This window comes from Micromonospora sp. WMMD737, from assembly GCF_049179055.1.
GTDB classification, from domain to species: domain Bacteria; phylum Actinomycetota; class Actinomycetes; order Mycobacteriales; family Micromonosporaceae; genus Micromonospora; species Micromonospora reichwaldensis.
Genome location: NZ_JBMHMH010000001.1, coordinates 4,905,135 through 4,929,861 on the forward strand (window position 1 = coordinate 4,905,135; position 24,727 = coordinate 4,929,861).

A 24,727-nucleotide genomic window follows, 5' to 3' on the forward strand; every position below is an offset into this window, starting at 1 on the left:
CTCCACCTGCGCGCTCCGTCCAGACGGGATGGACAGAACGTTACAAGACGTACCAGCCTTGGCTAATATCGCGCATACCGACATTTATTCCTTCGCAATGGCTCCTTACGCTCTTAAGCTCCTCCTCAACACAGGAACGGCATCCAGGTGCCCGATCTCCCGAGGAGGAGTGTCCGATGCGCAGCACCGAATGGAACTGAGCCTTACCGCGGAGAGAACCCACCGGGTACGCTGCCGGTCATTGAGGAATGACGGTCAGCGACAGGTGAGGCGGGGTGAGCAGGACCACGAATCGTCGCCGGAACACCGATACGCGCCTACTGATGCTCGTGAGCGCGGCGGTGACGGCAGCGAGCGTCGTCGCGATCATCGCCTTCTCCGCAGCCCTACGCACACCACCGCGTTCCGTAGGCGACGCTGCGACGATTGTCGCCATCACCTTGATGACCGCCCTTGGCGCGGTCGTCAAGGCACCGATCCGGATCCGATCGAACACCCTCGCGATCGCGTGGGTCGAGACCGCCATCATCATCGGACTGGCGGTGGCCCCGGCGCCCTGGGTGATCCTGGCGACCGGAGCGGGAGTGGCCTGCGCGTCCGTCACCCGGCTGCCGCCCATCAAGACCGTCTTCGGAGTCGCGAAACACACCCTCGTGGCAGGCGGTGCCGCGGCGATGATCGTGCTGCTGGCCGACCGCTGGCCCGCACCCGACCTGGGGGGCCTGGTCGTCCAGCTCGGCTTCGTCTACGTGGTCGCCGCCCTCCTGGACGACGTACTCGCGATCCCGGTGATCGCCGTCGCCACGGGCACCCGGCCCTGGGACCAGTTCCGCACTGACCTCGACCTGCGGCTGGCTGGCATCGGCGTGCGGTTCCTCGTCGCCCTCGCCACCCTGCTGATCCTCCGCGCCGACCCGCTGATGCTGCTCGCCGTACCGCCCCTGGTCCTCAGCCTGCACCTCGCCTACTCGACCCGGGTCCGCGGACGCACCGAGCAGCAGGCGTGGCAGCGGCTGGCCCGCACCACCGACGCGCTCAACGTGGTCGACCTGGACAAGGTCCTCACCACGGCGGTCACCCAGGCCGCCGAGCTGTTCTCCGCCGACGAGGTGGAGATCGAGCTGCGCGACGGCGGCCGGACAGTACGCGGCGGTGCCGTCGCCATCACGTACGACGGGCCGGCCGGCGAGCCGACCGCCGTGGACGGCACCGTGGTCCCCGCCGCCCTGGAGGGGCACGACCGGACGGTCGACGTGGGCATACTGCGGCTGCGGTTCCGGGGGCCCGTGCAGCTCTCCGAGCGGGAGCAGTACACGCTGCGCACCTTCGCCTCGGCGCTCTGCACGGCGGTGCGCAACGCGCAGGCGTACGCCGAATTGGCCCGGGTCGCCGACGAGCACGCGTACGCCGCCACCCACGACGCGCTGACCGGGCTCGCCAACCGTCGACACCTGCTCGACCAGGGCACCGAACAGCTCGACACCCGGCACGCCGACGGGGTGACCGCGCTGGTGCTGATCGACCTCAACCACTTCAAGGAGGTCAACGACACCCTCGGGCACGCCGCCGGGGACCACGTCCTGGTGCAGGTCGCCGAGCGGCTGCGCGACGCCGCCCAGGAGGGGGACCTGGTGGCCCGGCTCGGCGGCGACGAGTTCGCCGTACTCCTGCGGGGCCTGCCGGCCCCCGCGGTGGCCGCGCACCGCGCGGAGACCCTGCTCGCCACGCTGCACGAGCCGTTCGACCTCGACGGCATGCGGATCAGCGTCGAGGCGAGCGGCGGGATCGCCGCCGCACCCGCCACCGGGGGCATGCCGGAGCTGCTGCGCCGCGCGGACGTGGCGATGTATCAGGCCAAACGGGCCGGTCAGCGGACCTCGACGTACGCACCGACCCGCGACACCGCCGACCTCGGCCGGCTCACCCTCGGCGGCGAACTGCCGCGCGCCGTCGCCGACCACGAGTTCACCGTCAACTTCCAGCCCATCGTCGACCTGGGCACCGGCCGGGTCACCGGCGCCGAAGCACTCGCCCGCTGGCACCACCCCACCCACGGGATGATCGACCCGCTGCGCTTCCTGGAGGCGGTGGAACGCTCGGGCCTGCTCCCCGCCTTCGCCGAGGCGATCCTCGACCAGGCCCTGCTCGCGGCGGGCAGCTGGCGGGACGCCGGCTTCGACGTGCCCGTGGCGGTCAACGTGTCGCCGCGCAGCCTCCTCGACGCCCGCTTCCCCGGCTCCGTGCTGGCCCGGCTGCGGGCCCACGACCTGCCCCCCGACCGGCTGGTGCTGGAGCTGACCGAGACGCTCACCCTCAGCCAGCTCGACGTGGTCGACCGGGTGCTCAGCCGGCTGCGCGACGAGGGGGTCCGGCTGGCGCTCGACGACTTCGGCACCGGCTACTCCTCCCTGTCGCTGCTCTCCCGCATCCCCGTGCACGAGCTGAAGATCGACCGCAGCTTCGTGACCGCCATGGAGACCTCCGCCGAGGCCGCCGCCGTCATCCGCTCCACCCTCGACCTGGGCCGCAGCCTCGGGCTCGACGTGGTGGCCGAGGGCGTGGAGAGCGAGCCGCAGCGCCGGGCCCTCTGGGAGCTGGGCTGCACGGCCGGCCAGGGGCACCTCTTCGCCCGGCCGGTGCCCGCCGGCACGCTCCTCGCGGCGTTCCGGCGCGGCTCCGGGGGCAGCCCCGGCACCCTCGCCCCTCCACTGCACGACGCCGGAGCCGTGATCCGGCTCGCCCCGGGCCGCCGGCCCGGCGGGCGCGGCCGCACCGACCGCCACCTGCCCGCCTGACGCGGCGGCAGGCGCCGTCCGCCCACCTGACGCGGCGACGCGCACCTGCTGCCAGACTGGCCCGCGTGACCGCCGCCCCGACCGCCCGCCGCCGTGGCTGGCAGCGCCTCGACTCCGCCGCCGGCGGCCTCGCCCTCGACCTCGGCCTGTACGCCGGGTCGGCGGCGTTCGCCGCGATCACCGCCGCCACGTCCACCCTGCTCCCGCACCGGGCCTGGGGCGCCGTCGCCGCCATCGGATACCTCCTCGCGGCCCTCGCCGCGACCGGCCAGCTCCTGCTGCGGCGGCGCGAGCCCGCAACGCCGGCGGCCGGGCTGCGGGCCCGCTGGGCGGTCACCGGGTTCGCCTGGTTCGCCACCGCCCTGCTGCCGCTGGCCTGGCAGAGCATCCAACGGGCCGGCGGACGCACCGACCGGGCGCAGGAGGAGGTGCTGGTCGTCGAGGAGTCCGGCCGGCGGCTCGTCGACACCGGCACGCCGTACCTCGGGCACGACGCGATCGCCGCCCTGCCATCCGGCGAACAACTGCTCGGCTACACCCCCTACCAGCCGGGAATGGCACTGTTCGGGCTGCCCCGGGCGGCCGTCGACGCCTGGTGGACCGACGCCCGCGTCTGGTTCGCCGTCGGGACCGCGCTGGCGCTCGCCCTGGCCGTCCGCGCCCTCACCCGCGGCATACGCCGCAGGGCGGACGACCACACCGGCGCCGCCCTGCTCCGGGGCGTACAGGCCGCCACCGTCCTCCCGATCTGCGCGCTCACCCTCGCCACCGGCGGCGACGACCTGCCCGTACTCGCGCTCTGCCTGCTCGCCCTCGCCCTCGCCGCCGCCGGCCGGCCGGGCCGGGCCGGTCTCGCCGTCGGCCTGGCCGGGGCGCTGAAGCTCTTCGCCTGGCCGGTCGCCCTCGTGCTGATCATCTGGGGGCTGACCCGGCGGGCCGGCCTGCGGGTCGCCGCGGGCGCGATCGGCGTGCCCGCCGCCGCGCTGCTGCCGGCCCTGCTCGTCGACCGCGACGCGCTGGTCGAGAACGTGCTCCGCTTCCCGCTCGGGCACGGCCTGGTGACCAGCCCCGCCCAGTCTCCGTTCCCCGGCCACCTGATCGCCACCGCGCTGCCCGCCGGCCGCGCCGTCGCCGTCGCCCTCCTGCTCGCCGCCGGCCTGGCCATCGCCGTCCGGCTCGCCCGCCGCCCGCCCCGCACCGCCGCCGCCACCGCCCTGATCTGCGGGTACGGCCTGCTCGCCGCGATCCTGCTGATGCCCACGACCCGCTTCGGCTACCTGCTCTACCCGCTCGCCCTCCTCGCGTGGGCCCCCGCCCTGCACCCCCCGGTTTCCGCGAACCGGCGGGCGGAGGCCGGCGACACGGCGTAGACCTGAGGCATGACCACCTACCGCGACCGCGAAGAGGCGGGCCGGACGCTCGCCGAACGGCTCACCGCACTCATCGGCGCACCGGACGTCATCGTCCTCGGGCTGGTACGCGGCGGCGTGCCCGTGGCCCGGGTGGTCGCCGAGCGGCTCGGCGCACCCCTCGACGTGCTGGTCGTCCGGAAACTCGGCATGCCGTGGGCGCCCGAGGTGGCCTTCGGCGCGCTCGGCCCCGGCGGCGTGCGCGTCCTCAACGACGTCGTCGCCAGTCGGCTCACGGAGGACGACGTCGCCGAGGTCGTCCGCCGCGAGGAGGCCGAGCTCGAACGACGGGAACGGCTCTACCGCGCCGGTCGGCCGCCGCTCGACCTGACCGGGCGCACCGCCGTGATCGTCGACGACGGCCTGGCCACCGGGGCCACCGCCCGCGCCGCCGTCCAGGTCGCCCGTCACCTCGGCGCCCGCCGGGTCGTGGTCGCCGTCCCGGTCGGCTCCCAGGAGGCCTACGAGATGCTGGCCGCCGAGTCCGACCAGGTCGTCTGCGCCCAGCACCCGCCGGAGTTCATGGCGGTGAGCACCTACTACGAGGACTTCCACGAGGTCGCCGACTCCGAAGTCACGGAAGCGCTGACAGCGACTGCGTGACCTGACCGGGTACGGTCGGAGGATGAGCCTGACCTGTCCCAAGTGTCACGGAGAAATGCGCCAGTACGAGCGCAGCGGCGTCACCATCGACCAGTGCGGCGAATGCCGGGGGATCTTCCTCGATCGCGGTGAGCTGGAGAAGCTGTTCGAGGCGGAGGCCAACTGGAGTCGCCAGCAGGGCGCGGCCCCGGCACAGCCCACCCACCAGCAGGGCGGCTACCCCGGCCAGCCGAGCCACCAGCAGGGCGGTTACCCGCCCCCGCCGCCCCCGCCGCCCGCTCCCGCCCCGCACCAGCCCGGCTATGGCGCCGTCCCGCCGCCGCCCCCGCCGGTGCACGGCTACCCGCCGGCCCCCGCCTACGGCCAGCAGCACCACGGCTACCACGGGCACTACAAGCGCAAGAAGCACAAGAGCTTCCTGGACGAGATGTTCGGCTGAGCCACCCCGTCGACCGGGCCGGCGCCTCGACCGGCCCGGTCACCCGTGGTTCTGTTCCACGCCCCGCGCCACCGCCGTTCGCCGTGCCGAGCGGCGGCGGCCGTGCGACGCTGCGCTCCATGACGCACCGCGGACGACACCTCGCGCTGGCGCAGGCGTACGACGGAATCACCCGCGTCGTCGCCGACCTCGACGACGCGGACCTGCAACGGCCCACCCGGTGCCGGGGCTGGCTCGTCGCGGACCTGCTGTTCCACGTCCTCTGCGACGCCCAGCGAGCGCTGGTCGCGCTGGCCAGCCCCGCCGACGGCCCGGCCGACGTGGACGACGTGACCTACTGGCGCGCGTTCCCGTCCGAAGGGAACGGCGACGGCGCGCGGCACGCCTGGTGGGCCCGCCGCTCCGCAGCCGCCTTCGACCGCCCCGGCGGGATCGTCCGGCTCTGGACCGACACCGCGCCCGCCGCCGTACGCGCCGCGGGCGCGGCCGACCCCGACGGCCACGTGACCACCCAGGGGCACGTGCTGCGGGTTCCGGACCTGCTCGCCACCCTGACCACCGAGGCTGTCGTGCACCACCTGGACCTGGTCCTCGACCTGCCCGACGCGCCCCTGCCCGGGGTGCTGGCCACGCGGGTCGCCGTGACCACCATGGACGGCCTGCTCAGCGACGACGCCGTCCGACCGGCCTCGTGGAGCGACGCGGAGTACCTGCTCAAGGCCACCGGCCGGCTGCCGCTCACCGACCGCGACCAGCTCGAACTCGGCGAGGTCGCCGGCTGGTTCCCGCTGCTGGGCTGACCGGCGCGGCCGTCCTCAGACGATGGCCATGTCCACGAAGCGCGACAGGTGGAGCTGCGCGGCCACCGTCACCGTGTCGGTCGGACCATTTCTGTGCTTGGCAACAATGAAATCCGCCTCCCCGGCACGCGGCGACTCCTTGTCGTAGTAGTCGTCGCGGTGCAACAGGATCACGACGTCGGCATCCTGCTCGATCGAGTTGTGGGTGGCGATGCCGTTGGCGATGAAGTTGTGGGTACCGAGGACAGTGGCGTCGAAGACATCCTGCTCGCCGATCGACTCGATGGACTCGATCTCATCCCAGAAGATGTCGTTCGTGGCGTGCAGGTCCAGATCGGCGGCGTCGAGAACCGAAGCGATCTTCGCAAGCCTGGATCGACTGGGTGCGTGCTTCCACAGGGCGCTGCCACAGAACTGGGAACCGATCGCCGTCGCGAACTCCCGGTGGGTCATGCCGTTCTCCGCCAGGATCTCCCGGACCCGACTCCACACCTCGCGCGGCACCGTGTCGACGTTGGTGTTGCTTTGCATCGCCGCGAGGGATGCGAGCAGGTCGGCACAGTTGCGTGCCCTGTCGCCGTGCACGCCGATCTCCCGGAGGAACCGCAACTGGTCATCTCGCCCGGAGACGTCGAGAGTGTACTGAGGCCGGTGACGTTCGACAGGCACCACCCTGAGGCGGGTGGTGATGCCGTACCTCAGCAGCAGCCGGGAGATGTCCTCAAGCATCCGGCGACTTGTCGACGAGAAGTAGACACGACCACCGCGACCGGACTTGTTCACGCTCACCGAGCCGTCTGTGGCCCACAGGTGCCGGAGGAAGAGGGTGATCTGCTCCTTGGGCATGCCGAAGACCGACGCCGGGATGAACTTCTCGTGCGACCGCAGGCCGAACAGCCCCAGACCGTCCAACCACTCGGCGACCGGATTGCGCCGGCCGCGAGCGAGACGGTAGGGAGCGGGAAGCCGCAGGGTGGTGACTCTGGCCACTTCGTAGTCGTCACGAATGGCGGTTATGCCGAAATGCTTGGCTGCCTCCGCCACGGCCTGCAGATTGTCCTCGTCGCGGCTCGCGTACCGAATCGGCTGACGGCGTACGAACGAGCCGTCGCCCAGAAGGTGCGCCAGCAGGACGACCTCGGCCTCCGCCCACGGTCGGATCGCGAATGGAGGTGGCACATGCCGGGGTGTGGCAAGGCGCATTCCCGGCGCCAACTCTCCGAGCGGCACCCATCCAGCGAAGGTGAGGAAGGGATGGTTCGACGTCGCGTCAATCTGCTTACCCGATGCCAGCGTCAGGCGGAACACTTCCCGATTGCCGCTCGGAAATACGTGCGTCATCGTTCGCGGGGTGTAGCGAAGAGTCTCGTCCAGCGCCCATACCGGGATTTCCCTGGCACCCTCGGCAAGCAGCTCGCCGAGGGTCACTTCGGAGTTGTTGTCGGCCCGGATCAGCCGGGTCTCCGCCGTCAGGCAACCTGATTCACGCAGGTCGGACAGTTGTGGGCGCTTGTCGGTGCGCTGCTCCGGGCCACGGTTCAGCTGACTGACCGCGATCACCGGGCACTCCACCTCCTTGGCGAGCAGCTTGAGGCCACGGGACAGGTCCGCGACCTCCTGCTGCCGGCTCTCGGTGCGCTTCGGAGAGGTCATCAGCTGGAGATAGTCGACCACGATCAGCTTGAGGTCGTGCCGCTGCTTGAGCCGGCGCGCCTTGGCCCGGATCTCCATCAGGTTCATGCTCGGCGTGTCGTCGACGAAGAGCGGCGCCTCACTGATCTCGCCCATGCAGCGGGCGAGCTTGGTCCAGTCGTCGTCGGAGAGCTGGCCGCTGCGCAAGACGTGCAGGGGCACGCGCGCCTCGGCCGACAGCAGCCGCATGACGATCTCGACCTTGCTCATTTCCAGCGAGAAGATGGCAGACGCTTGATTTGCCCGAATTGCAGCGTTTCGGGCGAAATCCATACTTGCTGTCGATTTGCCTAACCCAGGGCGTCCGGCAACGATCACCAGCTGCCCCGCGTGCAGGCCGTTGAGCAGCCGGTCCAGGTCGGTGAAGCCGGTGGGGACGCCGGTCATGACGCCACCCTGGGCGCCCACCGCCTCGATCTCGTCCAGAGTCGGCTGGAGCATGTCGGCGAGTACGGCGAAGTCCTCGCTGACGCGGCGCTCCGTGACGTCGTAGACCGCCTGCTGGGCGAGGTCCACGATGTCGTCGACGTCGCGGCTGCCGCCCTGGCTCGTGCCGTAGCCCAGCTGCACGATCTTGGTGCCGGCCTCGACCAGGCGCCGCAGGACCGCCCGCTCGCTGACGATCCGGGCGTAGTACGCCGCGTTCGCGGCGGTCGGCACGCTGGCGATCAGCGTGTGCAGGTAGGGGGCGCCGCCGATCCGCACCAGATCGCCGGAGTCGGCCAGGGCCGCCGCCACGGTGATGGAGTCGGCCGGCTCGCCCCGGCCGTAGATCTCCAGGATGGTGTCGAAGATGGTGGCGTGCACCGGCCGGTAGAAGTCGTTGGTCTTGAGGATCTCGACGACGTCGGCGATGGCATCCTTGGAGAGCAGCATGCCGCCGAGGACGCACTGCTCGGCGGCGACGTCCTGCGGCGGGGTCTTGTCGAACTGGCCGTCGCGCTGCGGTGGCGGGAACGCCTGCCCCCCGCCCGATCGCGAGTCCGCCCGCATGTCGTCGGTGACCGACACGGGTCCCCCCTCCACTGCGTCGGATCCGGATCCAGCCCTGTCGCCGGGATGGACAACCTCGACCTGCCGGTCGATCGGGGGTCATCGCACGACCGGTCGGGGGCCAACCATACGGAACCCGAGGTCAGCCCCTCAACCACGTCGGTGGACGAGCCTCGGGACAACCTGTGGACGCCGGGGGACAAGCATGTGCGCAGGGTGTGCACAGCCTGTGGACAACGGCTGGGGAATTCTCCGCCGCAAGGCGCTGAACTGCGGAAACACAATCCCCAGCCTGTGGACGGCAAGTTTTCGGTCGAACTGCGCGGTCGAACGTCCCGTACTATCTCCAGCGAACGGCTACACCTGCACAGCGGATTGCGCCATCGGTTGAGAAGGGTCACGCTCCGGCCGTGAGTAACCGGGACTGGGGACGCGGAGATGGCGGTCCGCGCGAGCCGGTCGCCCCCTGGGACGATCCCGCCGACCCGGCACCGGTCGATTCGTACGAGCGCGCTCCCGCGCGGCACCGCACGCCGAGCCGGCGCCGGGCCGTCGAGCGCGGGCAGCGGGAGCCGGTCGACAGCTACCTGCCGCGTTGGGCCCTGGAGTCGGGGATCCGCAGCGCCGACGGCGGTGGCCGCCACGCCGCGCCCGACGAAGTGGGGACCGAGGCCGAGCAACCGCACCCCGGTGCCTGGCGGGCCACGGAGACCATGAGCAGCTGGCACCGGGTCAGCGAGACGAGTTGGCACGAGTCCCCGGCGATCGGCGCGGCGCCGCAGTCGGAGCAGACCGGGGAGTGGACGTCAGGCGCTGTCCCGCAGTCGGAGCACACCGGGGAGTGGACGTTCGACCGTCCGCAGGAGCGGGGATACTCCGGGCGGCGGCGGGCCGAGGACGACCCCGTCTCGGGGTCGGCGCCGCCGAGCCGGCCGAGGCGCCTGCCGTCGGAACGCCCGCAGGTCGTCTGGTCCGGCCTGGAGCAGGCGGACGCGTCCGGGCCCGTACCGGATGGGGAGGCCGAGCGGCCGGCCCGCCGGGGCCGGCGGGCGGCGGAGGACCGCCCCGCCGTCGATCCCTGGGACCGGGAGTCGCACCTCGCCGCGTCCGAGAGCGCGCCCTCGCCTCCGGCGGTGGACGCGTGGGACGCGTCGGGTGTGCACGCGTGGCACCCGGCCGGTGAGGTCGACCGCTGGGACCACACCGGCACTGGCCGGTGGGACCGGTCCGACGACACCGGCAGTTGGGACCGAAGCGACGGCGCGGGTCGGTGGGACCGAACCGACGGCACCGGTGAGTGGGACCGGACCGACGGTACCGGTGAGTGGCGCCGGTCCGACGACACCGGCGCGTGGGAGCGGTGTTCCGACGACGATGGGTGGGACAGGACCGCGCCGGGTTCCGGCGAGGGCGCCGTGCAGGAATGGCCATGGCCGGGCCGGGACGAGCGGAGCGAGGGTTTCTGGTCGGGCACCCGGCTGGCGGGCGACGATCCCCGCTGGATGGACCCGCCGGCGTCGGCGCCCCGGTCACCCGTGGTGCCCTACTCCGCGCCGCGGCCGCGTGCGGCGCCGCGTCGGCGCGTGGCCGAGCCGGTCGATGCCGCGACGGCGTCGGCCGTACGCCGTCGGGCCGGGACCGCCGGGGCGTGGGGCCGTCGTATCGAGGACGACCTGCTCGATCCCGATCCGGGCGGGCCGTGGCGGTCGCTGCTCTACACGGTCGCGTGCTACCTGGTGCCGGCGGTGCTGATCTTCGTCTGGTTGCTGACCCTGGACGGGCAGGTGCCGGCGGGGTGTGTCACCGACATCAGCGGAGGGGGTTGCGACTCGCCCCGGGCGCGGGCGCTCGGCTCGCTGGCAGCGGGCCTGCCGCGCTTCGGGCTGGCGCTGGCCAGCAGCCTGGTCGTGGCGCTGCTGCTGCGCCGGGTCGGGACGACGTGGCGTTCGGCCAGCGTCGCGCTGGCGGCGGCCGTGGTCGGCGGCGGCCTCTCGACGGTGATGATCAGCGCGGTGACGGGCCAGCCGATCGGCTGACGATCAGCGCGACCATGGTGCCGCTGCTCGCCGAAGGCGCCGGCCGGCTTGTCGGCTGGTGATCAGCGTGGCCGCCCGATGGCTGGCGCACGGCCGCCCTGGTCGGTCCGCACCGCGACGGCACGAGCGGGAGCGTACGCCGCAGGTCGTACACGAACAGGGCCCGCACCGGTCGGTGCGGGCCCTGTCGTGGTGCTCGGGTGAGGTGTCAGCCCTGAACGACGTTGAGGTCGAACTTGGCGCTCACCTCGGGGTGCAGCTTGATCTGCACCGGGTAGGAGCCGGTCGACTTGATCGGACCGGACAGCTCCAGCCGACGACGGTCGAGGGCCGGACCACCGGCCGCCTTGACGGCGTCGACGATCTCGGCCGGGGTGACCGAGCCGAAGAGCCGACCGCCGTCGCCGGCGCGGGCCTTCAGGTTGACCTTGAGGCCCTCGAGCTGGCCCTTGACCTCGTTGGCGTGGCCGAGGTCGCGGATCTCGCGGGCCGAACGGGCCCGCTTGATGACCGTGACCTGCTTCTCCGCACCCTTGGTCCAGGCGATCGCGAAGCCCTGCGGCAGCAGGTAGTTACGGCCGTAGCCGTTCTTGACCTCGACGATGTCGCCCGGGGCACCGAGGCCGGACACCTCCTGAGTCAGGATGATCTTCATATCGGTGCCTCCTCTCAGCGGGCCGTGGCCGTGTACGGCAGGAGCGCCATCTCACGGGCGTTCTTGACCGCACGGGCGATCTGCCGCTGCTGCTGCGAGGTCACGCCGGTCACCCGCCGAGCGCGGATCTTGCCGCGGTCGGAGATGAACTTGCGCAGCAGCGCGGTGTCCTTGTAATCGATGTAGGTGATCCCGTCCTTGTCGAGCGGGTTCACCTTCTTCTTCGGCTTGCGAAGTGCAGCGGCCTTGGCCATTGCTCGTGCTCCTGGTTTGCGATCGCGGGCGCTCGGCGCCATTAGAACGGGGGCTCCTCGTCGAAGTTGCCGCCACCCGAACCACCGCGCGAGGGTGCCGGTGCAGCCGAGGCCCAGGGGTCGTCGAAGTTGCCTCCGCCGCCGCCCTGGCCGCCTCCACCACCACCGCCGAAGCCGCCGCCACCGCCGCCGGAGCGGGACATCTTCTGCACCTTCGCCGTGGCGTAGCGCAGCGACGGGCCGATCTCGTCGACCTCGAGCTCGATGACGGTGCGCTTCTCGCCCTCGCGCGTCTCGTACGACCGCTGACGCAGCCGGCCCGAGACGATCACGCGGGCGCCCCGCTGGAGCGACTCGGCGACGTGCTCCGCCGCCTGCCGCCACACGGTGCACGCCAGGAAGAGCGGCTCGCCGTCCTTCCATTCGCCGGAGGCCTTGTCCATGAACCGGGGCGTCGAAGCGACCCGGAACTTGGCGACCGCCGCACCGGACGGGGTGAACCGCAACTCGGGGTCATCGGTCAGGTTGCCGATGACCGTGATGGTGGTGTCTCCTGCCATGACCATCTCCTCGCGCACTCATCAGTTCTGCCGTACAGGCTCTCAGAGCCCTCCGACAGTGCCGATGAGGCTGATCCGGGTGGACCGGGGTTGAATGCTTTAGCGCATCTCCGGCCGGATGACCTTGGTGCGCAGCACGGACTCGTTGAGCCGCAGCTGACGGTCCAGCTCGGCCACCGCTGCGGGCGTCGCCTGCAGGTCGATGACGGCGTAGATGCCTTCGGCCTTCTTGTTGATCTCGTACGCGAGGCGCCGGCGGCCCCACACGTCCGTCTTCTCGACCGAGCCACCCGCAGTCCGGATCACGTTCAGGTACGTGTCGAGGGACGGGGCGACGGTGCGCTCCTCGAGGCTGGGGTCGAGGATCACCATGACTTCGTAATGACGCAAGACGTGCTCACCTCCTGTGGGCTAAGCGGCCACGGTCCTTCCGTGGCAGGAGGTCGTGCGTCGTGGCCCGCGCCGGTTCCGGGGGAACCCGGCCGTACGCGGACAACCGGACCAGGATACCCGGTCCCGACGATCATGCCCGGGGTGGTCGGCGGCGCCCTTCCACCGGGCGAGGCGACGGGGGCCCGCATCGACGTCGCTGTCGATGCGAGCCCCCGTACACGAGGCCGCGGGGCGTCCCGTCCGCATTCCTTGGGTGGGACCTGGGGAGGAACGACCACACCGATGAGGTTGGACCGGGGACGCCCCGCGGAGCTTTATCGTGTTGTTACCTGACGTTACAACGGCTCTTGCCCCTTGTCGGGGGAAATGGCGGAATTCTCCGACAAATTCCCCGATGAGCCCGGTTCTGTCGGGGCGGGCCCCCGCCGCGCCGGGCCGCGCGACGGGGGTGCCCCCGCTCTCGGGCGGTTCGACGCGCCTCCGGGACAGGCCGACCAGCGGCCGTTCCGGGCCGGCTGCGGCAACCGTGGATCCCACTCGCATCAACGACCACCGCCGCCGGGAGGTGACGCGAGGAACGGCGAGTCCGCCACCGCCGTCATCCCGGCTGTCGGCGACGCGACGTAGGCTCCCCTGCATGCGTATCGGAGCCCACGTCGATTCGACCGACCCGGTGGCGGAGGCGACCGCCCGAGGGGCCGAGGCCGTGCAGTTCTTCCTCTCCGACCCCCAGGGGTGGAAGGCGCCGAAGCCGCGCGAGGACGCGAACCGGCTGCGGGCCGCGGGCGTCGACCTCTACGTGCACGCGCCGTACGTCATCAACGTCGCGACACTGAACAACCGGATCCGGATCCCCAGCCGCAAGCTGCTGCTCGGGCACGCCCAGGCGGCCACCGCCATCGGCGCCAAGGGGCTCATCGTGCACGGCGGGCACGTCAACGCCGGCGACGACCTGGCCGTCGGCTTCGACAACTGGCGCAAGACCTTCGCGTACGCGGCGGACTCCGGCGGCTTCGGCGTGCCCGTCCTGATCGAGAACACCGCCGGCGGTGACAACGCCTGCGCCCGGCGGCTCGACGCGCTCGCCCGCCTCTGGGACGCCGTCGGCGATCACGAGGTGGGCTTCTGCCTGGACACCTGCCACGCCCACGCCGGCGGGGAGGAGCTGCTCGGGCTCGTCGACCGGGTCAAGGCGATCACCGGCCGGATCGACCTGGTGCACGCCAACAACTCCAAGGGCGCGTTCAACTCCGGCCAGGACCGGCACGACAACCTCGACGGCGGCACGATCGACCCGGAGCTGGTGGTGGCGGTCATCCGCGCGGCCGGCGCACCGGTCATCGTCGAGACCCCGGGCGGGGTCGACGGTCAGGGCGCCGACATCGCCTTCCTGCGCGACCGGCTGGGCGCGGGGAGCCCGGCGGCATGACGACCGAGCAGTCCGCCTCCGGCAGTCCCCGTCCCGACGCAGCCGCCGAGAAGGCCGACACTGCCGGGAAGACGGAAGCCGCCGGAAAGACCGGCACGACCGGCGCCACGCCCGGCTCGGCCGCCACCGGGACCGCCGGGGCCGAACCCAGGACCGGCGGGACCCAATCCAGAGCTGAAGTAGCCGAGCCCAAGCCCGGAGCGGCCGAACCCAAAGCTGGTGGAGCCCTGCCCGGTGCCGGCACGGCCCAGGCCGGGGCCGAGGCCCAGGCCGAGGCAGGGGCACAAGCCAGGACGGTCGGGGCCGCCGGGACCGGCGCGACCGAGACGGGAAACGGTAAGACCAACGCCACGGCGGGCGGGGCCGACAAGACCGCAACAAAGGCGGGCAGGGACGACGCCAAGGCCGGCTCAGCCGACAAGGACGACGCCAAGGCCAGCGGAACCGACAAGGACGGCGCCAAGGCGGGTGTAGCCGACAAGCCGGACGCCAAGGCGGGTTCAGCCGGTGTGGCCGGGGCCGATGGCGCGGGCAAGGGCGGCGACAAGGCGGCCGGCAAGGATCAGGACGGGGGTGACAAGGAGGGGAAGCCGGACCGGTGGGATGCCTTCGCGTCCGCCCCCGAACCGGTGCCCTCCCGGATCGGGCGCGCCGCGCGGGCGGTGGGCCGCCTGCTGATCCACGAGTGGACGCTCGCGACGCTCGCCTCGCTGGCGTTGGCCGTGCTGCTGACCTGGCCCACGCTGCGCTACCCGCGACACACCCTGCCGCAGGACTACTGGGACCCCAGCCTCCAGGCGTGGCAGATGGCCTGGTCGGGGCACATCCTGCTGACCAACCCGGGGCAGCTGTGGCAGTCGAACACCTTCTTCCCGGAGTCCTGGAGCTTCGCCTTCTCCGACACCCTGCTCGGCTACGCCCCGGCGGGCATGATCGGCACCGGTCCCGAAGCCGCCGTGCTCCGCTACAACATCATGTTCGTGCTGGCCCACGCGCTCGCCATGCTCGGGGCGTACGCGCTGGCCCGTCAGCTCGGCGCCGGCCGGATCGGCTCCGCGGTGGCCGGGGCGAGCTTCGCGTACGCGCCGTGGCTGCTGGCCCAGGCCGGGCACCTGCACGTGATCTCCAACGGCGGCATCCCGCTGGCGTTGGCGATGCTCGCCCGGGGGCACGGCTGGTCGTTGCGGCACGGGTACCGTCCCGAGCGCCGGCACGACGGCTGGGTCTACGCCGGCTGGTTCGTGGCGGCCTGGCAACTCAGTCTCGGCTTCGGCATCGGGCTGCCGTTCGCGTACTTCCTGGCCGGGACCGTGCTGGTCGCGACCGTCACCTGGTTCCTGCGGCGGTGGGTCGTCCGGCCGGTCAAGCGCCCGTTCGGCCGCCGGTTGCTGATCGCGGACCTGGTCGGCGGCCTGTTCTTCGCCGGTGTCGGCGGCCTGCTGGCCATCCCGTACTTCAAGGTGGCGGGGGCGCACCCGCAGGCGGAGCGTTCCATCGGCGACATCGGCGTCTACTCGCCGCCAGCGGCCGGCTTCTTCACGGCACCCGCCGAGTCGCGGGTCTGGGGCGCCCTGCACGAGGGCGCGCGGGCGGCGCTGCCCTGGCACCCGGAGATGACCCTGCTGCCCGGCTTCGTGCTCTACGCGCTCGCCGCCGGCGGGCTCTTCTTCTCGGTGTGGAAGCTGCGCCACCGGCTGCTGCTGCTCGTCGGGGTGGTGGTGACGATGGTGCTCGCCATGGGCACCCGGTTCTTCGACGGCACCTTCACCTACGTGCCGCTGTTCGACCACCTGCCCGGCTGGAACGGCATCCGCACCCCGGGCCGGCTGATGCTCTGGACCACGCTGCTGCTCGGGCTGCTCGCGGCGGGCGCGGTCAGCGCGTTCGCCACCCGGGTCCGGGAGGTCTACGCCGAGCGGATCCCCTCCTGGCCGAGCCCGTGGCTGCGGCTGGCCACGCTGCTGCCGCTGGTGCTGGTGCTGGGCGAGGGGCTGAACGCCACGCCGCACCCGGTCGTGCCGCCGCAGCCGGCCGCGATGCGCACCGTGGACGGGCCGCTGCTGGTGCTGCCGAGCAGCCAGAGCCTCGACCAGCCGGTGATGCTCTGGTCCACCAGCAGGTTCCAGGACGTGGTCAACGGGGGCAGCGGTTTCACCCCGCGCCAACTCGACGACGTGCGCCGGGTGACGCTGGCCTTCCCCGACCAGACCAGCGTCGACTACCTGCGCGTCCTCGGCGTACGCAACGTGCTGCTGATGCGGGAGCACATCGCCGGCACGCCGTGGGAGGTCACGGTGGACGCGCCGGTCGACGGGCTCGGCATCACCCGCGAGGAGATGGGGAACATCGTGGTCTACCGCCTGTGACCCTCGTCATCCTCACGTCGGCCTCGAAGCAGCCTCCCGGTCGTCCAGTCTCCCGTAGAGCTTGCGGGCAGCGGAGAGGATCGCCAACACGACGACCGTGAACAGCCCGAACAGCCCGTTCAACCGCCGAGCCAGACCGTGACGAGCAGCGCGGGGCAGGATCGCGTCGACGGCGCTCACACCGGTCGACGGGTCAGGGACTTCCGACAGGACGCCATCAGGACGTCACTCGCCGGCCACCGTCCGCCCGCCCCCGCCGCCGGCCGGGGCCGGGCTGGCCGCCAGCTTTGTCGGTTGCGGCGAGGCCGGGGCTGGTCGACGCCAGCGAGCCACCCAGGGTGCGTCCCTGGTGCCGTTGAACACGCCACCGTCCGGATCGTCCGGATAGGTCTTGCGGACCGCGTCCAGTTCGGGGTTCAGGATCTCCCGGACGACCAGCACGCAGAGCAGCACGACGGTGGCCAGGCGCAGCGTCGAGGCCAGCACGAAGACGCCCTCCGGGAAGACCGGCCGGCTGGTCGCCGCGCCGAGCAGCTCGCCGTAGAAGGCCACGAAGTAGCAGACCTCGGCAACCTGCCAGGCGAGGAAGGCGCCCCACTTCGGGCGGGCGAGCACCACCAGCGGCAGCAGCCAGAGCACGAACTGCTGCGACCACACCTTGCTGAAGATCAGGAAGGCAGCGACCACCAGGAACGCGAGCTGGGCGAGCCGGGGCCGGCGCGGGGCCAGCAGCCCCAGCGCGGCCACCCCGAGGCAGGCCAGCCCGAAGAGGGCGTACGACAGGGTGTTCAGCGTCGGGATGTTGGCGTTCAGCCACTCGAACGGCCCGAGGTCGGCGGGGTCGGCGTTGCCGAACTTCCCGTCCAGGTAGCGGCCGATGTACCAGAGGGTGCCCCAGTCGATGGGCCGGGTCGAGTTCAGCTCGAAGAAGCGGTCCCAGTTCTCCCGGTAGGGAATGGCGACCGGAAGGTTCACGAGGACCAGGGAGACGAGGGCCGCGCCGAAGGCGGTGAGGGCGGCGCGGAGCCGCCCGGCGCGCAGCCCCAGCACCAGGATCGGGCCGAGGATGAACAGCGGCCACATCTTGGCTGCCCCGGCGAGACCGAGCAGGACGCCGGCCACCAGTGGTCGGCTGCGGGCCCAGGCGAAGAGGCCGAACGCGGCCAGGCCGATGGCGAGCAGGTCCCAGTTGACCGTGGCGGTGAGCATCAGCGCGGGGGCCAACGCGAAGAGCGCGGCGTCCCATGGTCGACGGCGGCGCAGGGCGAGGAGCACCGCCACGGTGGCGACCGCCAGCGCGCCGAGCACCAGCGCGTTGAGGTTGTAGAACCACATGCCCTGGTTGATTCCCGGGTCGTTCTGGCCGAGGGCGTGCACGGGCAGGCCGAGGGCGCCCATGAAGTACCCGGTGAGCACCGGATACTCGACGGGATGGTCCTGATAGGGCACCGCACCCTCGTTGAGCCGCTCAGCGTAGTAGAGCGCCAGCACGTCGGTGTAGCAGAAGCGGGTGTACTGCACGTTGTTCTGCCAGGCGCCGTCCTGGCAGGGCGACTTCTGCACCCAGTGCAACGCCAGGGTCAGGCAGACCAGGGCCAGGACGATGCGGGTCGCGGTCCAGAACCGGCTCTCCCGCCCGGCGGGCCGGTCCAGGGCGACGGCGTGGTCGCCCAGCGGCCCGCCGATCGCGCCGGAGACGCCCCGGACGAAGCCGTCGGAGCGGGACGGATGGTCAGGGGCACCGGCGTCGTCGATGCCTCGCGTCGACTGCGTGCTCATGAGGGTGCATCCTGCCGTACATCGGGCCTCCGCGTCCCCTCCCTCTCACGACATGTCGATACGTGGAACGCCGCCGGCGGCCGGAGAGTTGCTCCGGCCGCCGGCGGCGTTCGTCGATCAGTCGTTGTCCGGCCTGGGTGTCAGGCTCGGTAGCAGCCCACCGCCGCCACCGTCCCGACCCGGGCGCGGGTCGATCGGGGTGGGTCCGCCGGGGCCACCGGGGCCACCAGGGCCGCCGGGAGGGGTGCCGCCGCCGTTGTTTCCACCGCCGTTGTTGCCGCCGGGCGGGCAGAGCAGGTCCAGCGGACCGCAGTTCGACTGGCCCGGCGGAGGCGGCGGAGGCGGGGGCGCCTCACCGTTGCCGGTGTTCGGGTCGCCGACGTTCGCCGCGGGCGGGAAGTCCTTCTTCTCCCATTTCTTGACCTTGTGTGCCTCGTCCATGAACCGTTCCCAGATGGTGCCCGGCAGGTTGCCGCCACTGATCTTGTCGCCGTTCTTCAGCTTGAGCGGCTTGCGGTCCTTGACGTTGCCGACCCAGACGGCGGTGGCGATCTGCGGGGTGTAGCCGATCATCCAGGCGTCGCCGTTGTCGTCGCTCTTCGCCTTGAGTTCCCAGGTGCCGGTCTTGGAGGCGGCCTTCCGGCCGTCGTCGAGCTTGTGGTTGACCCGCGCCGGGTACTGCTCCAGCACCGAGGTCACGTCCGCCACGACGTCCTTGTCGATGCGCTGCTCACCCTTGAGCGAACCCTCGTCGGCGATCTTCTTCCACTTGCCGGTCACCTCGTCCCGCTTCTCGACGGAGAAGAGGAAGTGGGCCTTGTGGTAGCGACCCTGGTTGGCGAAGGTGGCGACGCCGTTGGCGTGGTCCAGGACGGTGATCGGGTACTGGCCGTAGCCGACGACGTGGAAGAACGGGTTCGGCGCGATGTCCTTCGGGTCGGTCTTGGTGAGGTCGTAGCCCTTCGGCGGGTTGGTGTCCGACCGCCACATCATGCTGACCCCGGCCTTTGCCGCCATGTCGACGACCTTGTCCGGACCGATGTCCTGGCTGACGTGGTAGAAGGGCACGTTCAGTGACTTCAGGGTGGAGACCGTCAGGGTGCAGGAGTTGCCGCACTCGGGGTTGTCCACGCCGGCGTTGCTGACCTTGAACTTGGTGCCTTCGGGCGTGAAGGCCTTGCCCTTCCAGCGCGACTCGAGGGCCTTGCCCGCCTTGAGCGCCGCCGCCAGGGTGTAGATCTTGAAACTCGAGCCCGGCGGGTGACCGCCGTAGGGGTTACCGGAGGAGTCGATGTTCTTGCCGGCGTAGTCGGTGCCGGTGCCGTTGTCACCGCCGTAGTAGGCGAGCACACGACCGTTCTTCGGATCGATGGCCACCACCGCCGCCATCAGGTTCGGCGGCTGGTCGGAGAGCTCCGACCCCTTCTTGCTGCGCTGGGCGGTCTCGACCGCCGCCTCCTGGATCTTCGTGTCGATCGTGGTACGGATCTTGTAGCCACCCGACATGAGCGCCTGGGAACAGAGCGGCTTGGCGTCGGTGACCTGCTCCTCCTTGTCGACGCAGAGGCCCTTGTCCCGCATCTCCTGCTTGACGTAGTTGATCACGTTGCCGTACGGGGTGTTGACGCCGAAGTCGATGCCGGCGCCGCCCTGGCTCGGCTTCTTCAGCGTCTTGGTCGGGTACTCGGCCAGGGTGGGCGCGGCCGGCTTGCCCGGGGCGTTCAGCCAGCCCTCGGCGACCATGCCGCCGATCACGTACTCCCAGCGGGACTTGGCTTCGGCGAGGTTCACCGCCGGGTCGTAGCCCTTGTGGCCCGCGCCGGCCTCCGGCTGCTTGATCAGCGCGGCGAGGACCGCGCCCTCGGCCACGCTCAGCTTGTTCGCCGGCTTGCCGAAGTACGTCTGCGCCGCCGCCTCGATGCCGTGCGCGCCCCGCCCGAAGTAGATGATGTTCAGGTAGTGCTGCATGATCTGCGGCTTGGTGTACTCGTCGTTCAGCTTGGAGGCGAGGATCGCCTCCTTGACCTTCCGGGCGTAGGTGTCGTCCTTCAGGTTGTCGAACGCGTTGCGGGCGTACTGCTGGGTGATCGTCGAGGCGCCCTGCTTGCTGCCACCGGAGACGTTGTTCCACGCGGCCCGGACGATGCCCTTGTAGTCCACACCCGAGTGCTCGTAGAAGTTGCGGTCCTCGGCCGCGGCGACGGCGTCCTGCACCCACTTCGGGATCTGGTCGATGGTGACCAGGGTCCGGTTCTGCGTGCCGACCTTCGCGATGATCGTCTTGTTGTCGGAGGCGTAGAGGGTGGTCGCCTGCGGCGGCGTGGTGTCCTCCGGAAGGACCACGTTCGTCGAGTAGTAGGTGAAGCCGACGACGCCGAGCCCGGCGAGCATGATGAACACGGCGAAGGCGGCGATCAGCATGTTGACCCGCTTGCGCTTCTTCGCCCGCGACGAACCGGCCGGGTCGCCCGCGCCGCGTGCGCGCCGACCGGGGCCGGTCGGCCCGCCGGGCCCACCCGGGCCGCCCGCGGCCGGGGAGACGCTCGCCCGGGCCGAGGCACGACCGCTGACGCCGCCGACCGCCGCCGATCCGACGCTGGCCCGTCCGGCCGGGGCGGCGCCGACGGCGGCGGAGCCCACCGAGGCGCGACCCGCCGGCCCGCCGGCCGGGGAGACCGGCACCGAAGCGCGACCCGAGCCCGCCGCCCGGCCGGCGCCGGGTGCGGGCGGGACCGGCACGGCCCGGCCCGGCGCCGCCCGACCGACCGAGGCCGAACCCACCGAGGCGGAGCCCACCGAGGCTGTTCCGGCGCGCGGCGGGACGGCTGCGGACGCCGAACCGGGGACGGAACCGCCGCGCGGCGGAACGGCGGCCGAGCCGCCGACCGAGGCCCGCCCGCCGGCGGCGCGGGGCGCGACCGAGGCGCGGCCCGCGGGTGCCGTACCGTCCTGTGCAGCCGACCAGCCGCCCCCGGAGGCGTCACCGCCAGGGTCGCCGTGCTGGCCCGGAATCTGGGCCCGCCCGCGCGGGGAACTGGAATCGCCGTACGAGTTCATTCCTCACACCCTGCCGTCGCGGTGGGACGCGACTGCGCCGCCACCGGTTTGCCGTGAGATGGGACACCTGTCGAGGGCGGCACGTGCGTGCCGGTCGACCGGTGCCACTTGCGAATCAATCGGGCCAATCAGACCAACGATCCGTCGGTCTCCCCAGGCGTGCGTGCGCTGGCCGGGGTCGGCCGATCGAGCGAAGATCACCGTTGCGCCTCTCGCCTCCGTCGACTGCCCGCACCGTTGCCCGAGGCGGCCGCGCCGCCCACCGCGTCCTGCTCCTGCCCACCCTCCGGGCTCCCGGCCAGGCCGTCCCGGCCGAGCAGGTACTGCTCGACGAGATGGTTCCAGTCACAGCCGAGGCACACCTCCACCACGAAGACCTGGAACTCACGCACCGTCATCGCCAGCACCGGCAACTCGGCCAGTGTCCGGGCCTGGCCGGCGGACTGCTTGAGTTCGTCGCCGTAAATGTAGTGGACGTGGGTCAGGTTCTCGCTCCGGCAGATCGGACACCGCTCGTCGGTCGGCTCACCGTGGAAGCGGGCGGCGTTCTTCAGGTAGGGCGAGGCGTCGCAGACGTCGTACGTGCCGACCCGGCCCGCGAGGAGCTCACGCAGCACCGCTCGCTTCCGGAGCGAGTAGTCGACTACCTGGCGCTGCGTACGCATGCGGAGAAGGGTACGCGGTCTCGTCGGACGGGGCGACCACGGTGACGATGCGTGACCGAAGAACCTCGGAGCGGGGGTTTGCCCTGATCACGGCGATCCGCTAGCGTGCGATGTATCGGTCCGATACATCGCGGCGGTTACCGCTCCGCGTAGAGGGTACAGAGAGGATGGCCCGTGCTCGAGCTCGCCATCCTCGGCCTCCTGCAGGAGTCTCCGATGCACGGCTACGAGCTGCGCAAGGAGCTGACCGCCAAGCTCGGTGCGATCAGGGCGGCGATCAGCTACGGCTCGCTCTATCCCACGCTGCGCAGGTTGCAGGCGGCGGGATGGATCACCGAGGCCGCGGAGGCACCCGCCACGGTCGAGGAGGTTCCCGCGCTCACCAGCCGACGAGGTCGGGTGGTCTACGAGATCACCGCGGAGGGCAAGGAACGCTTCGCCCAACTGATCGCGCAGACCGGGCCGGAGACGTACGACGACACGGGTTTCGGCGTGCACTTCGCGTTCTTCGCCCGGACCGACCAGGCGACCCGACTCCGCATCCTCGAGGGTCGCCGGCGAAAGATCGAGGAACGCCGTGAAGGGCTTCGCGACGTGCTCGGCCGGGCGGCCGAGCGGCTCGACGCCTACACGCTGGAACTGCAGCGCCACGGCCTGGACGCCTGTGAGCGCGAGGTCCGCTGGCTGGAGGAGCTCATCGCCAACGAGCGCTCCGGCCGTGCCCCGACGGTCCCGTCAACCGGGACGGCCGGCGGCCGACGAGAAGACAACAGCCCGCCTCCGCCTGGAGAGTCCAGGAAAGAGCGGCCGTGATGAAGAAGAAGGAGGCAGACGCTATGGGCTCCGTCCGCGTCGCCATCGTCGGTGTGGGTAACTGCGCCTCGTCCCTCGTACAGGGCGTGGAGTACTACCGGAACGCCGACCCGAACGACCGCGTCCCGGGTCTCATGCACGTCACCTTCGGCGACTACCACGTTTCGGACGTGCAGTTCGTCTCGGCGTTCGACGTGGACGCCAAGAAGGTGGGCATGGACCTCGCCGAGGCGATCGTCGCCAGCGAGAACAACACCATCAAGCTCTGCGACGTGCCGCCGACCGGCGTCACCGTGCAGCGCGGTCCGACCTTCGACGGTCTGGGCCAGTACTACCGCGAGATCGTCGAGGAGTCCGACGCCAAGCCGGTCGACGTCGCCCAGGCGCTGCGCGACGCGCAGGTCGACGTCGTGGTCTCGTACCTGCCGGTCGGCTCGGAGCAGGCCGACAAGTTCTACGCCCAGGCCGCGATCGACGCCGGCTGCGCGTTCGTCAACGCGCTTCCGGTCTTCATCGCCTCCGACCCGGAGTGGGCCAAGAAGTTCGAGGACGCGGGCCTGCCGATCGTCGGTGACGACATCAAGAGCCAGGTCGGCGCCACCATCGTGCACCGCGCGCTGGCGAAGCTGTTCGAGGACCGGGGCGTCGAGCTGCTGCGCACGTACCAGCTCAACTTCGGCGGCAACATGGACTTCATGAACATGCTGGAGCGCAACCGCCTGGTCTCGAAGAAGATCTCGAAGACCCAGTCGGTCACCTCGCAGATCCCGCACGAGATGAGCAAGAGCGACGTGCACATCGGCCCGTCGGACCACGTGCCGTGGCTGGACGACCGCAAGTGGGCGTACATCCGCCTGGAGGGCCGCTCCTTCGGCGACACCCCGCTCAACGCCGAGCTCAAGCTCGAGGTGTGGGACTCGCCGAACTCGGCCGGTGTCATCATCGACGCCGTCCGCGCCGCGAAGATCGCGCTGGACCGGAAGATCGGCGGCCCGATCCTGTCGGCCTCGTCGTACTTCATGAAGTCCCCGCCGGTGCAGTACGCCGACCACGACGCGCACGCCGCCGTCGAGGCGTTCATCGCCGGTGACGCCGAGCGCTGACGCGCCGACAGCAGCACCGTCGAGGGCCGGGTCCGCACGGATCCGGCCCTCGCCGCGTCCGGCCCTTCCGCAGCCGTACGCGCACAGGCCACCGGCCTCACACGGGGTCGAACGGACGGCGACGCGCCGTTACGCTGACCGACGTGGCATTCCTCCCTCACGGCGGCGCGCGACGGGCCGTCGGGGCTTTCGCCGTCGCGGTGCTCCTTCCCGTCCTCGTCAGCTGCGCGGCACCTGGATCCGACCCGACCACCGCGCCGGCCGGCGGCGTGGCACCGGCCGACGGCACCACGACAGCCGGTGGCACGGCACCGGTAGCCAGCACGGCACCGGACGGCGGCGTCGGCTCGGCCCGCCCGGCCGCCTCCACAGCGCAGCCCGAGGCCGGCTGCGCCAGGGCGGGCACGCCGGTCAGGCGCCCCGGGCAGGCCGCCCGGTCCGCTGGCGGGGTCCCGGCCGCCACGTCGCGTCCACCCGGCACCGGACAGCCGCTGACCGACGAGCAGCGCCGCGCGGCGGAGTTCCTCCGCCAGCAGGCGGCCAACGACGGCTTCCGGCAGCGCGGCACGCTCGACGAGGAGGCGGCCAGCGGCGCCCGGGCCTGCGCGGCGAAGCTCAGCAGGGATCTCGACCTGCTGACCGCCGGCGGCCGGGACCAGCCCGGACAGGAGGCAGTCCGTCGGATGGTCGCGGCGATCGGGCTGACCGAGGTCACCGTGCGGACGCCGGGGCGGCTCGACCTCGGCCCCGCCGACGGGCTCGTCTTCGCGGGCTGGACCGGCCGGGCGTGCGTCTTCGGCAGCGTCCGGGCGGGCGACGTCACCGTGGAGATCGGCGCCCGCATCGCCGACGGCGGCTGTCTGCCTGCCCCGGGCTGAACCGGGCG

20 protein-coding genes and 1 pseudogene are annotated in these 24,727 nt (G+C 71.7%); 11 read left to right on the plus strand and 10 right to left on the minus strand.

All coding sequences use genetic code 11. The features are described 5' to 3' along the window. Positions 1–238: 238 nt before the first annotated feature. Entirely contained in the window at positions 239–370 is a 132-nt protein-coding gene (locus ACN27A_RS21600; RefSeq protein ID WP_421458749.1) for a hypothetical protein, read from the minus strand. Here ACN27A_RS21600 and ACN27A_RS21605 point away from each other — a divergent pair. The 5 genes and pseudogenes from ACN27A_RS21605 to ACN27A_RS21625 all read left to right on the plus strand — a co-directional run bounded on the left by ACN27A_RS21605 (position 324) and on the right by ACN27A_RS21625 (position 6,046). Beyond that, complete coding sequence (locus ACN27A_RS21605; protein WP_421456335.1) at positions 324–2,795, plus strand: putative bifunctional diguanylate cyclase/phosphodiesterase; 2,472 nt, start codon at positions 324–326, stop codon at positions 2,793–2,795. The two genes, ACN27A_RS21600 and ACN27A_RS21605, sit on opposite strands and share 47 nt — an antisense overlap. A gap of 65 nt (positions 2,796–2,860) precedes the next feature. After that, a pseudogene (locus ACN27A_RS21610) lies at positions 2,861–4,185 on the plus strand (glycosyltransferase 87 family protein); the annotation flags it as partial. Next, positions 4,175–4,807 carry a phosphoribosyltransferase gene (locus tag ACN27A_RS21615; protein ID WP_132235514.1) on the plus strand — a complete coding sequence of 211 codons (633 nt, stop codon included), beginning with the start codon at positions 4,175–4,177 and terminating at the stop codon, positions 4,805–4,807. The pseudogene ACN27A_RS21610 and the gene ACN27A_RS21615, both read left to right, overlap by 11 nt. A gap of 22 nt (positions 4,808–4,829) precedes the next feature. After that, positions 4,830–5,246 (plus strand): zf-TFIIB domain-containing protein, encoded by a 417-nt coding sequence (locus tag ACN27A_RS21620; protein WP_421456338.1) that lies wholly within the window; start codon positions 4,830–4,832, stop codon positions 5,244–5,246. A gap of 119 nt (positions 5,247–5,365) precedes the next feature. Continuing rightward, on the plus strand, positions 5,366–6,046 hold the full coding sequence (locus ACN27A_RS21625) for a maleylpyruvate isomerase N-terminal domain-containing protein (RefSeq protein ID WP_421456341.1): 681 nt from the start codon (positions 5,366–5,368) through the stop codon (positions 6,044–6,046). Positions 6,047–6,061: 15 nt separating this feature from the next. Here the strand turns inward: ACN27A_RS21625 and ACN27A_RS21630 are convergent, their stop codons facing one another. Then, a complete protein-coding gene (locus ACN27A_RS21630; RefSeq protein ID WP_421456344.1) occupies positions 6,062–8,764 on the minus strand; it encodes a replicative DNA helicase in 2,703 nt (900 codons plus the stop codon). 377 nt (positions 8,765–9,141) lie between these two features. Here ACN27A_RS21630 and ACN27A_RS21635 point away from each other — a divergent pair, with 377 nt between their 5' ends. Beyond that, a complete protein-coding gene (locus ACN27A_RS21635) occupies positions 9,142–10,767 on the plus strand; it encodes a hypothetical protein (protein ID WP_421456347.1) in 1,626 nt (541 codons plus the stop codon). Between the two features lie 208 nt (positions 10,768–10,975). Here ACN27A_RS21635 and rplI read toward each other — a convergent pair whose 3' ends face one another. The 4 genes from rplI to rpsF form a co-directional block, all read right to left on the minus strand. After that, the gene (gene rplI / locus ACN27A_RS21640; protein ID WP_421456350.1) at positions 10,976–11,422 is read right to left on the minus strand and encodes a 50S ribosomal protein L9; all 447 of its coding nucleotides are present in this window, start codon (positions 11,420–11,422) and stop codon (positions 10,976–10,978) included. Between the two features lie 14 nt (positions 11,423–11,436). Beyond that, positions 11,437–11,676, minus strand: coding sequence for a 30S ribosomal protein S18 (gene rpsR, locus ACN27A_RS21645; protein ID WP_007073789.1), 240 nt, complete (start codon positions 11,674–11,676; stop codon positions 11,437–11,439). Between the two features lie 41 nt (positions 11,677–11,717). Further along, positions 11,718–12,254 (minus strand): single-stranded DNA-binding protein, encoded by a 537-nt coding sequence (locus tag ACN27A_RS21650; protein ID WP_172896610.1) that lies wholly within the window; start codon positions 12,252–12,254, stop codon positions 11,718–11,720. A gap of 81 nt (positions 12,255–12,335) precedes the next feature. Next, positions 12,336–12,626 (minus strand): 30S ribosomal protein S6, encoded by a 291-nt coding sequence (gene rpsF / locus ACN27A_RS21655; protein WP_121397433.1) that lies wholly within the window; start codon positions 12,624–12,626, stop codon positions 12,336–12,338. Between the two features lie 640 nt (positions 12,627–13,266). On the opposite strand from rpsF, the gene ACN27A_RS21660 reads away from it, so the two are divergent. Beyond that, complete coding sequence (locus ACN27A_RS21660) at positions 13,267–14,058, plus strand: deoxyribonuclease IV (RefSeq protein WP_421456354.1); 792 nt, start codon at positions 13,267–13,269, stop codon at positions 14,056–14,058. Continuing rightward, positions 14,055–16,424 (plus strand): hypothetical protein, encoded by a 2,370-nt coding sequence (locus ACN27A_RS21665; protein ID WP_421456355.1) that lies wholly within the window; start codon positions 14,055–14,057, stop codon positions 16,422–16,424. The genes ACN27A_RS21660 and ACN27A_RS21665 overlap by 4 nt, the downstream gene beginning before the upstream one ends. A 12-nt stretch (positions 16,425–16,436) precedes the next feature. On the opposite strand, the gene ACN27A_RS21670 is transcribed toward ACN27A_RS21665, so the two are convergent. From ACN27A_RS21670 to ACN27A_RS21685, 4 genes are all read right to left on the minus strand, one after another. Next, positions 16,437–16,604, minus strand: coding sequence for a hypothetical protein (locus ACN27A_RS21670; protein WP_421456357.1), 168 nt, complete (start codon positions 16,602–16,604; stop codon positions 16,437–16,439). A gap of 45 nt (positions 16,605–16,649) precedes the next feature. Continuing rightward, entirely contained in the window at positions 16,650–18,203 is a 1,554-nt protein-coding gene (locus tag ACN27A_RS21675) for a glycosyltransferase family 87 protein (protein ID WP_421456360.1), read from the minus strand. Between the two features lie 117 nt (positions 18,204–18,320). Continuing rightward, on the minus strand, positions 18,321–21,260 hold the full coding sequence (locus ACN27A_RS21680; RefSeq protein WP_421456363.1) for a transglycosylase domain-containing protein: 2,940 nt from the start codon (positions 21,258–21,260) through the stop codon (positions 18,321–18,323). Between the two features lie 197 nt (positions 21,261–21,457). Beyond that, a complete protein-coding gene (locus tag ACN27A_RS21685) occupies positions 21,458–21,925 on the minus strand; it encodes a DUF5318 domain-containing protein (RefSeq protein WP_311409953.1) in 468 nt (155 codons plus the stop codon). A 174-nt stretch (positions 21,926–22,099) separates the two neighbouring features. Here ACN27A_RS21685 and ACN27A_RS21690 point away from each other — a divergent pair, with 174 nt between their 5' ends. The 3 genes from ACN27A_RS21690 to ACN27A_RS21700 all read left to right on the plus strand — a co-directional run bounded on the left by ACN27A_RS21690 (position 22,100) and on the right by ACN27A_RS21700 (position 24,719). After that, a complete protein-coding gene (locus ACN27A_RS21690) occupies positions 22,100–22,738 on the plus strand; it encodes a PadR family transcriptional regulator (RefSeq protein WP_121397428.1) in 639 nt (212 codons plus the stop codon). 23 nt (positions 22,739–22,761) lie between these two features. After that, positions 22,762–23,841, plus strand: coding sequence for an inositol-3-phosphate synthase (locus ACN27A_RS21695; protein WP_357577722.1), 1,080 nt, complete (start codon positions 22,762–22,764; stop codon positions 23,839–23,841). Positions 23,842–23,984: 143 nt separating this feature from the next. Continuing rightward, the gene (locus tag ACN27A_RS21700; RefSeq protein ID WP_421456366.1) at positions 23,985–24,719 is read left to right on the plus strand and encodes a hypothetical protein; all 735 of its coding nucleotides are present in this window, start codon (positions 23,985–23,987) and stop codon (positions 24,717–24,719) included. The last annotated feature ends 8 nt before the right edge of the window (positions 24,720–24,727 follow it).

Bases quoted from the DNA above. Each gene is read 5' to 3' on its own strand.
- ACN27A_RS21605 (WP_421456335.1), top strand. From the start codon at position 324: ATGCTCGTGAGCGCGGCGGTGACGGCAGCGAGCGTCGTCGCGATCATC.
- ACN27A_RS21600 (WP_421458749.1), bottom strand. From the start codon at position 370: ATGATCGCGACGACGCTCGCTGCCGTCACCGCCGCGCTCACGAGCATC.
- ACN27A_RS21615 (WP_132235514.1), top strand. From the start codon at position 4,175: ATGACCACCTACCGCGACCGCGAAGAGGCGGGCCGGACGCTCGCCGAA.
- ACN27A_RS21620 (WP_421456338.1), top strand. From the start codon at position 4,830: ATGAGCCTGACCTGTCCCAAGTGTCACGGAGAAATGCGCCAGTACGAG.
- ACN27A_RS21625 (WP_421456341.1), top strand. From the start codon at position 5,366: ATGACGCACCGCGGACGACACCTCGCGCTGGCGCAGGCGTACGACGGA.
- rplI (WP_421456350.1), bottom strand. From the start codon at position 11,422: ATGAAGATCATCCTGACTCAGGAGGTGTCCGGCCTCGGTGCCCCGGGC.
- rpsR (WP_007073789.1), bottom strand. From the start codon at position 11,676: ATGGCCAAGGCCGCTGCACTTCGCAAGCCGAAGAAGAAGGTGAACCCG.
- ACN27A_RS21660 (WP_421456354.1), top strand. From the start codon at position 13,267: ATGCGTATCGGAGCCCACGTCGATTCGACCGACCCGGTGGCGGAGGCG.
- ACN27A_RS21665 (WP_421456355.1), top strand. From the start codon at position 14,055: ATGACGACCGAGCAGTCCGCCTCCGGCAGTCCCCGTCCCGACGCAGCC.
- ACN27A_RS21675 (WP_421456360.1), bottom strand. From the start codon at position 18,203: ATGAGCACGCAGTCGACGCGAGGCATCGACGACGCCGGTGCCCCTGAC.
- ACN27A_RS21680 (WP_421456363.1), bottom strand. From the start codon at position 21,260: ATGAACTCGTACGGCGATTCCAGTTCCCCGCGCGGGCGGGCCCAGATT.
- ACN27A_RS21685 (WP_311409953.1), bottom strand. From the start codon at position 21,925: ATGCGTACGCAGCGCCAGGTAGTCGACTACTCGCTCCGGAAGCGAGCG.
- ACN27A_RS21695 (WP_357577722.1), top strand. From the start codon at position 22,762: ATGGGCTCCGTCCGCGTCGCCATCGTCGGTGTGGGTAACTGCGCCTCG.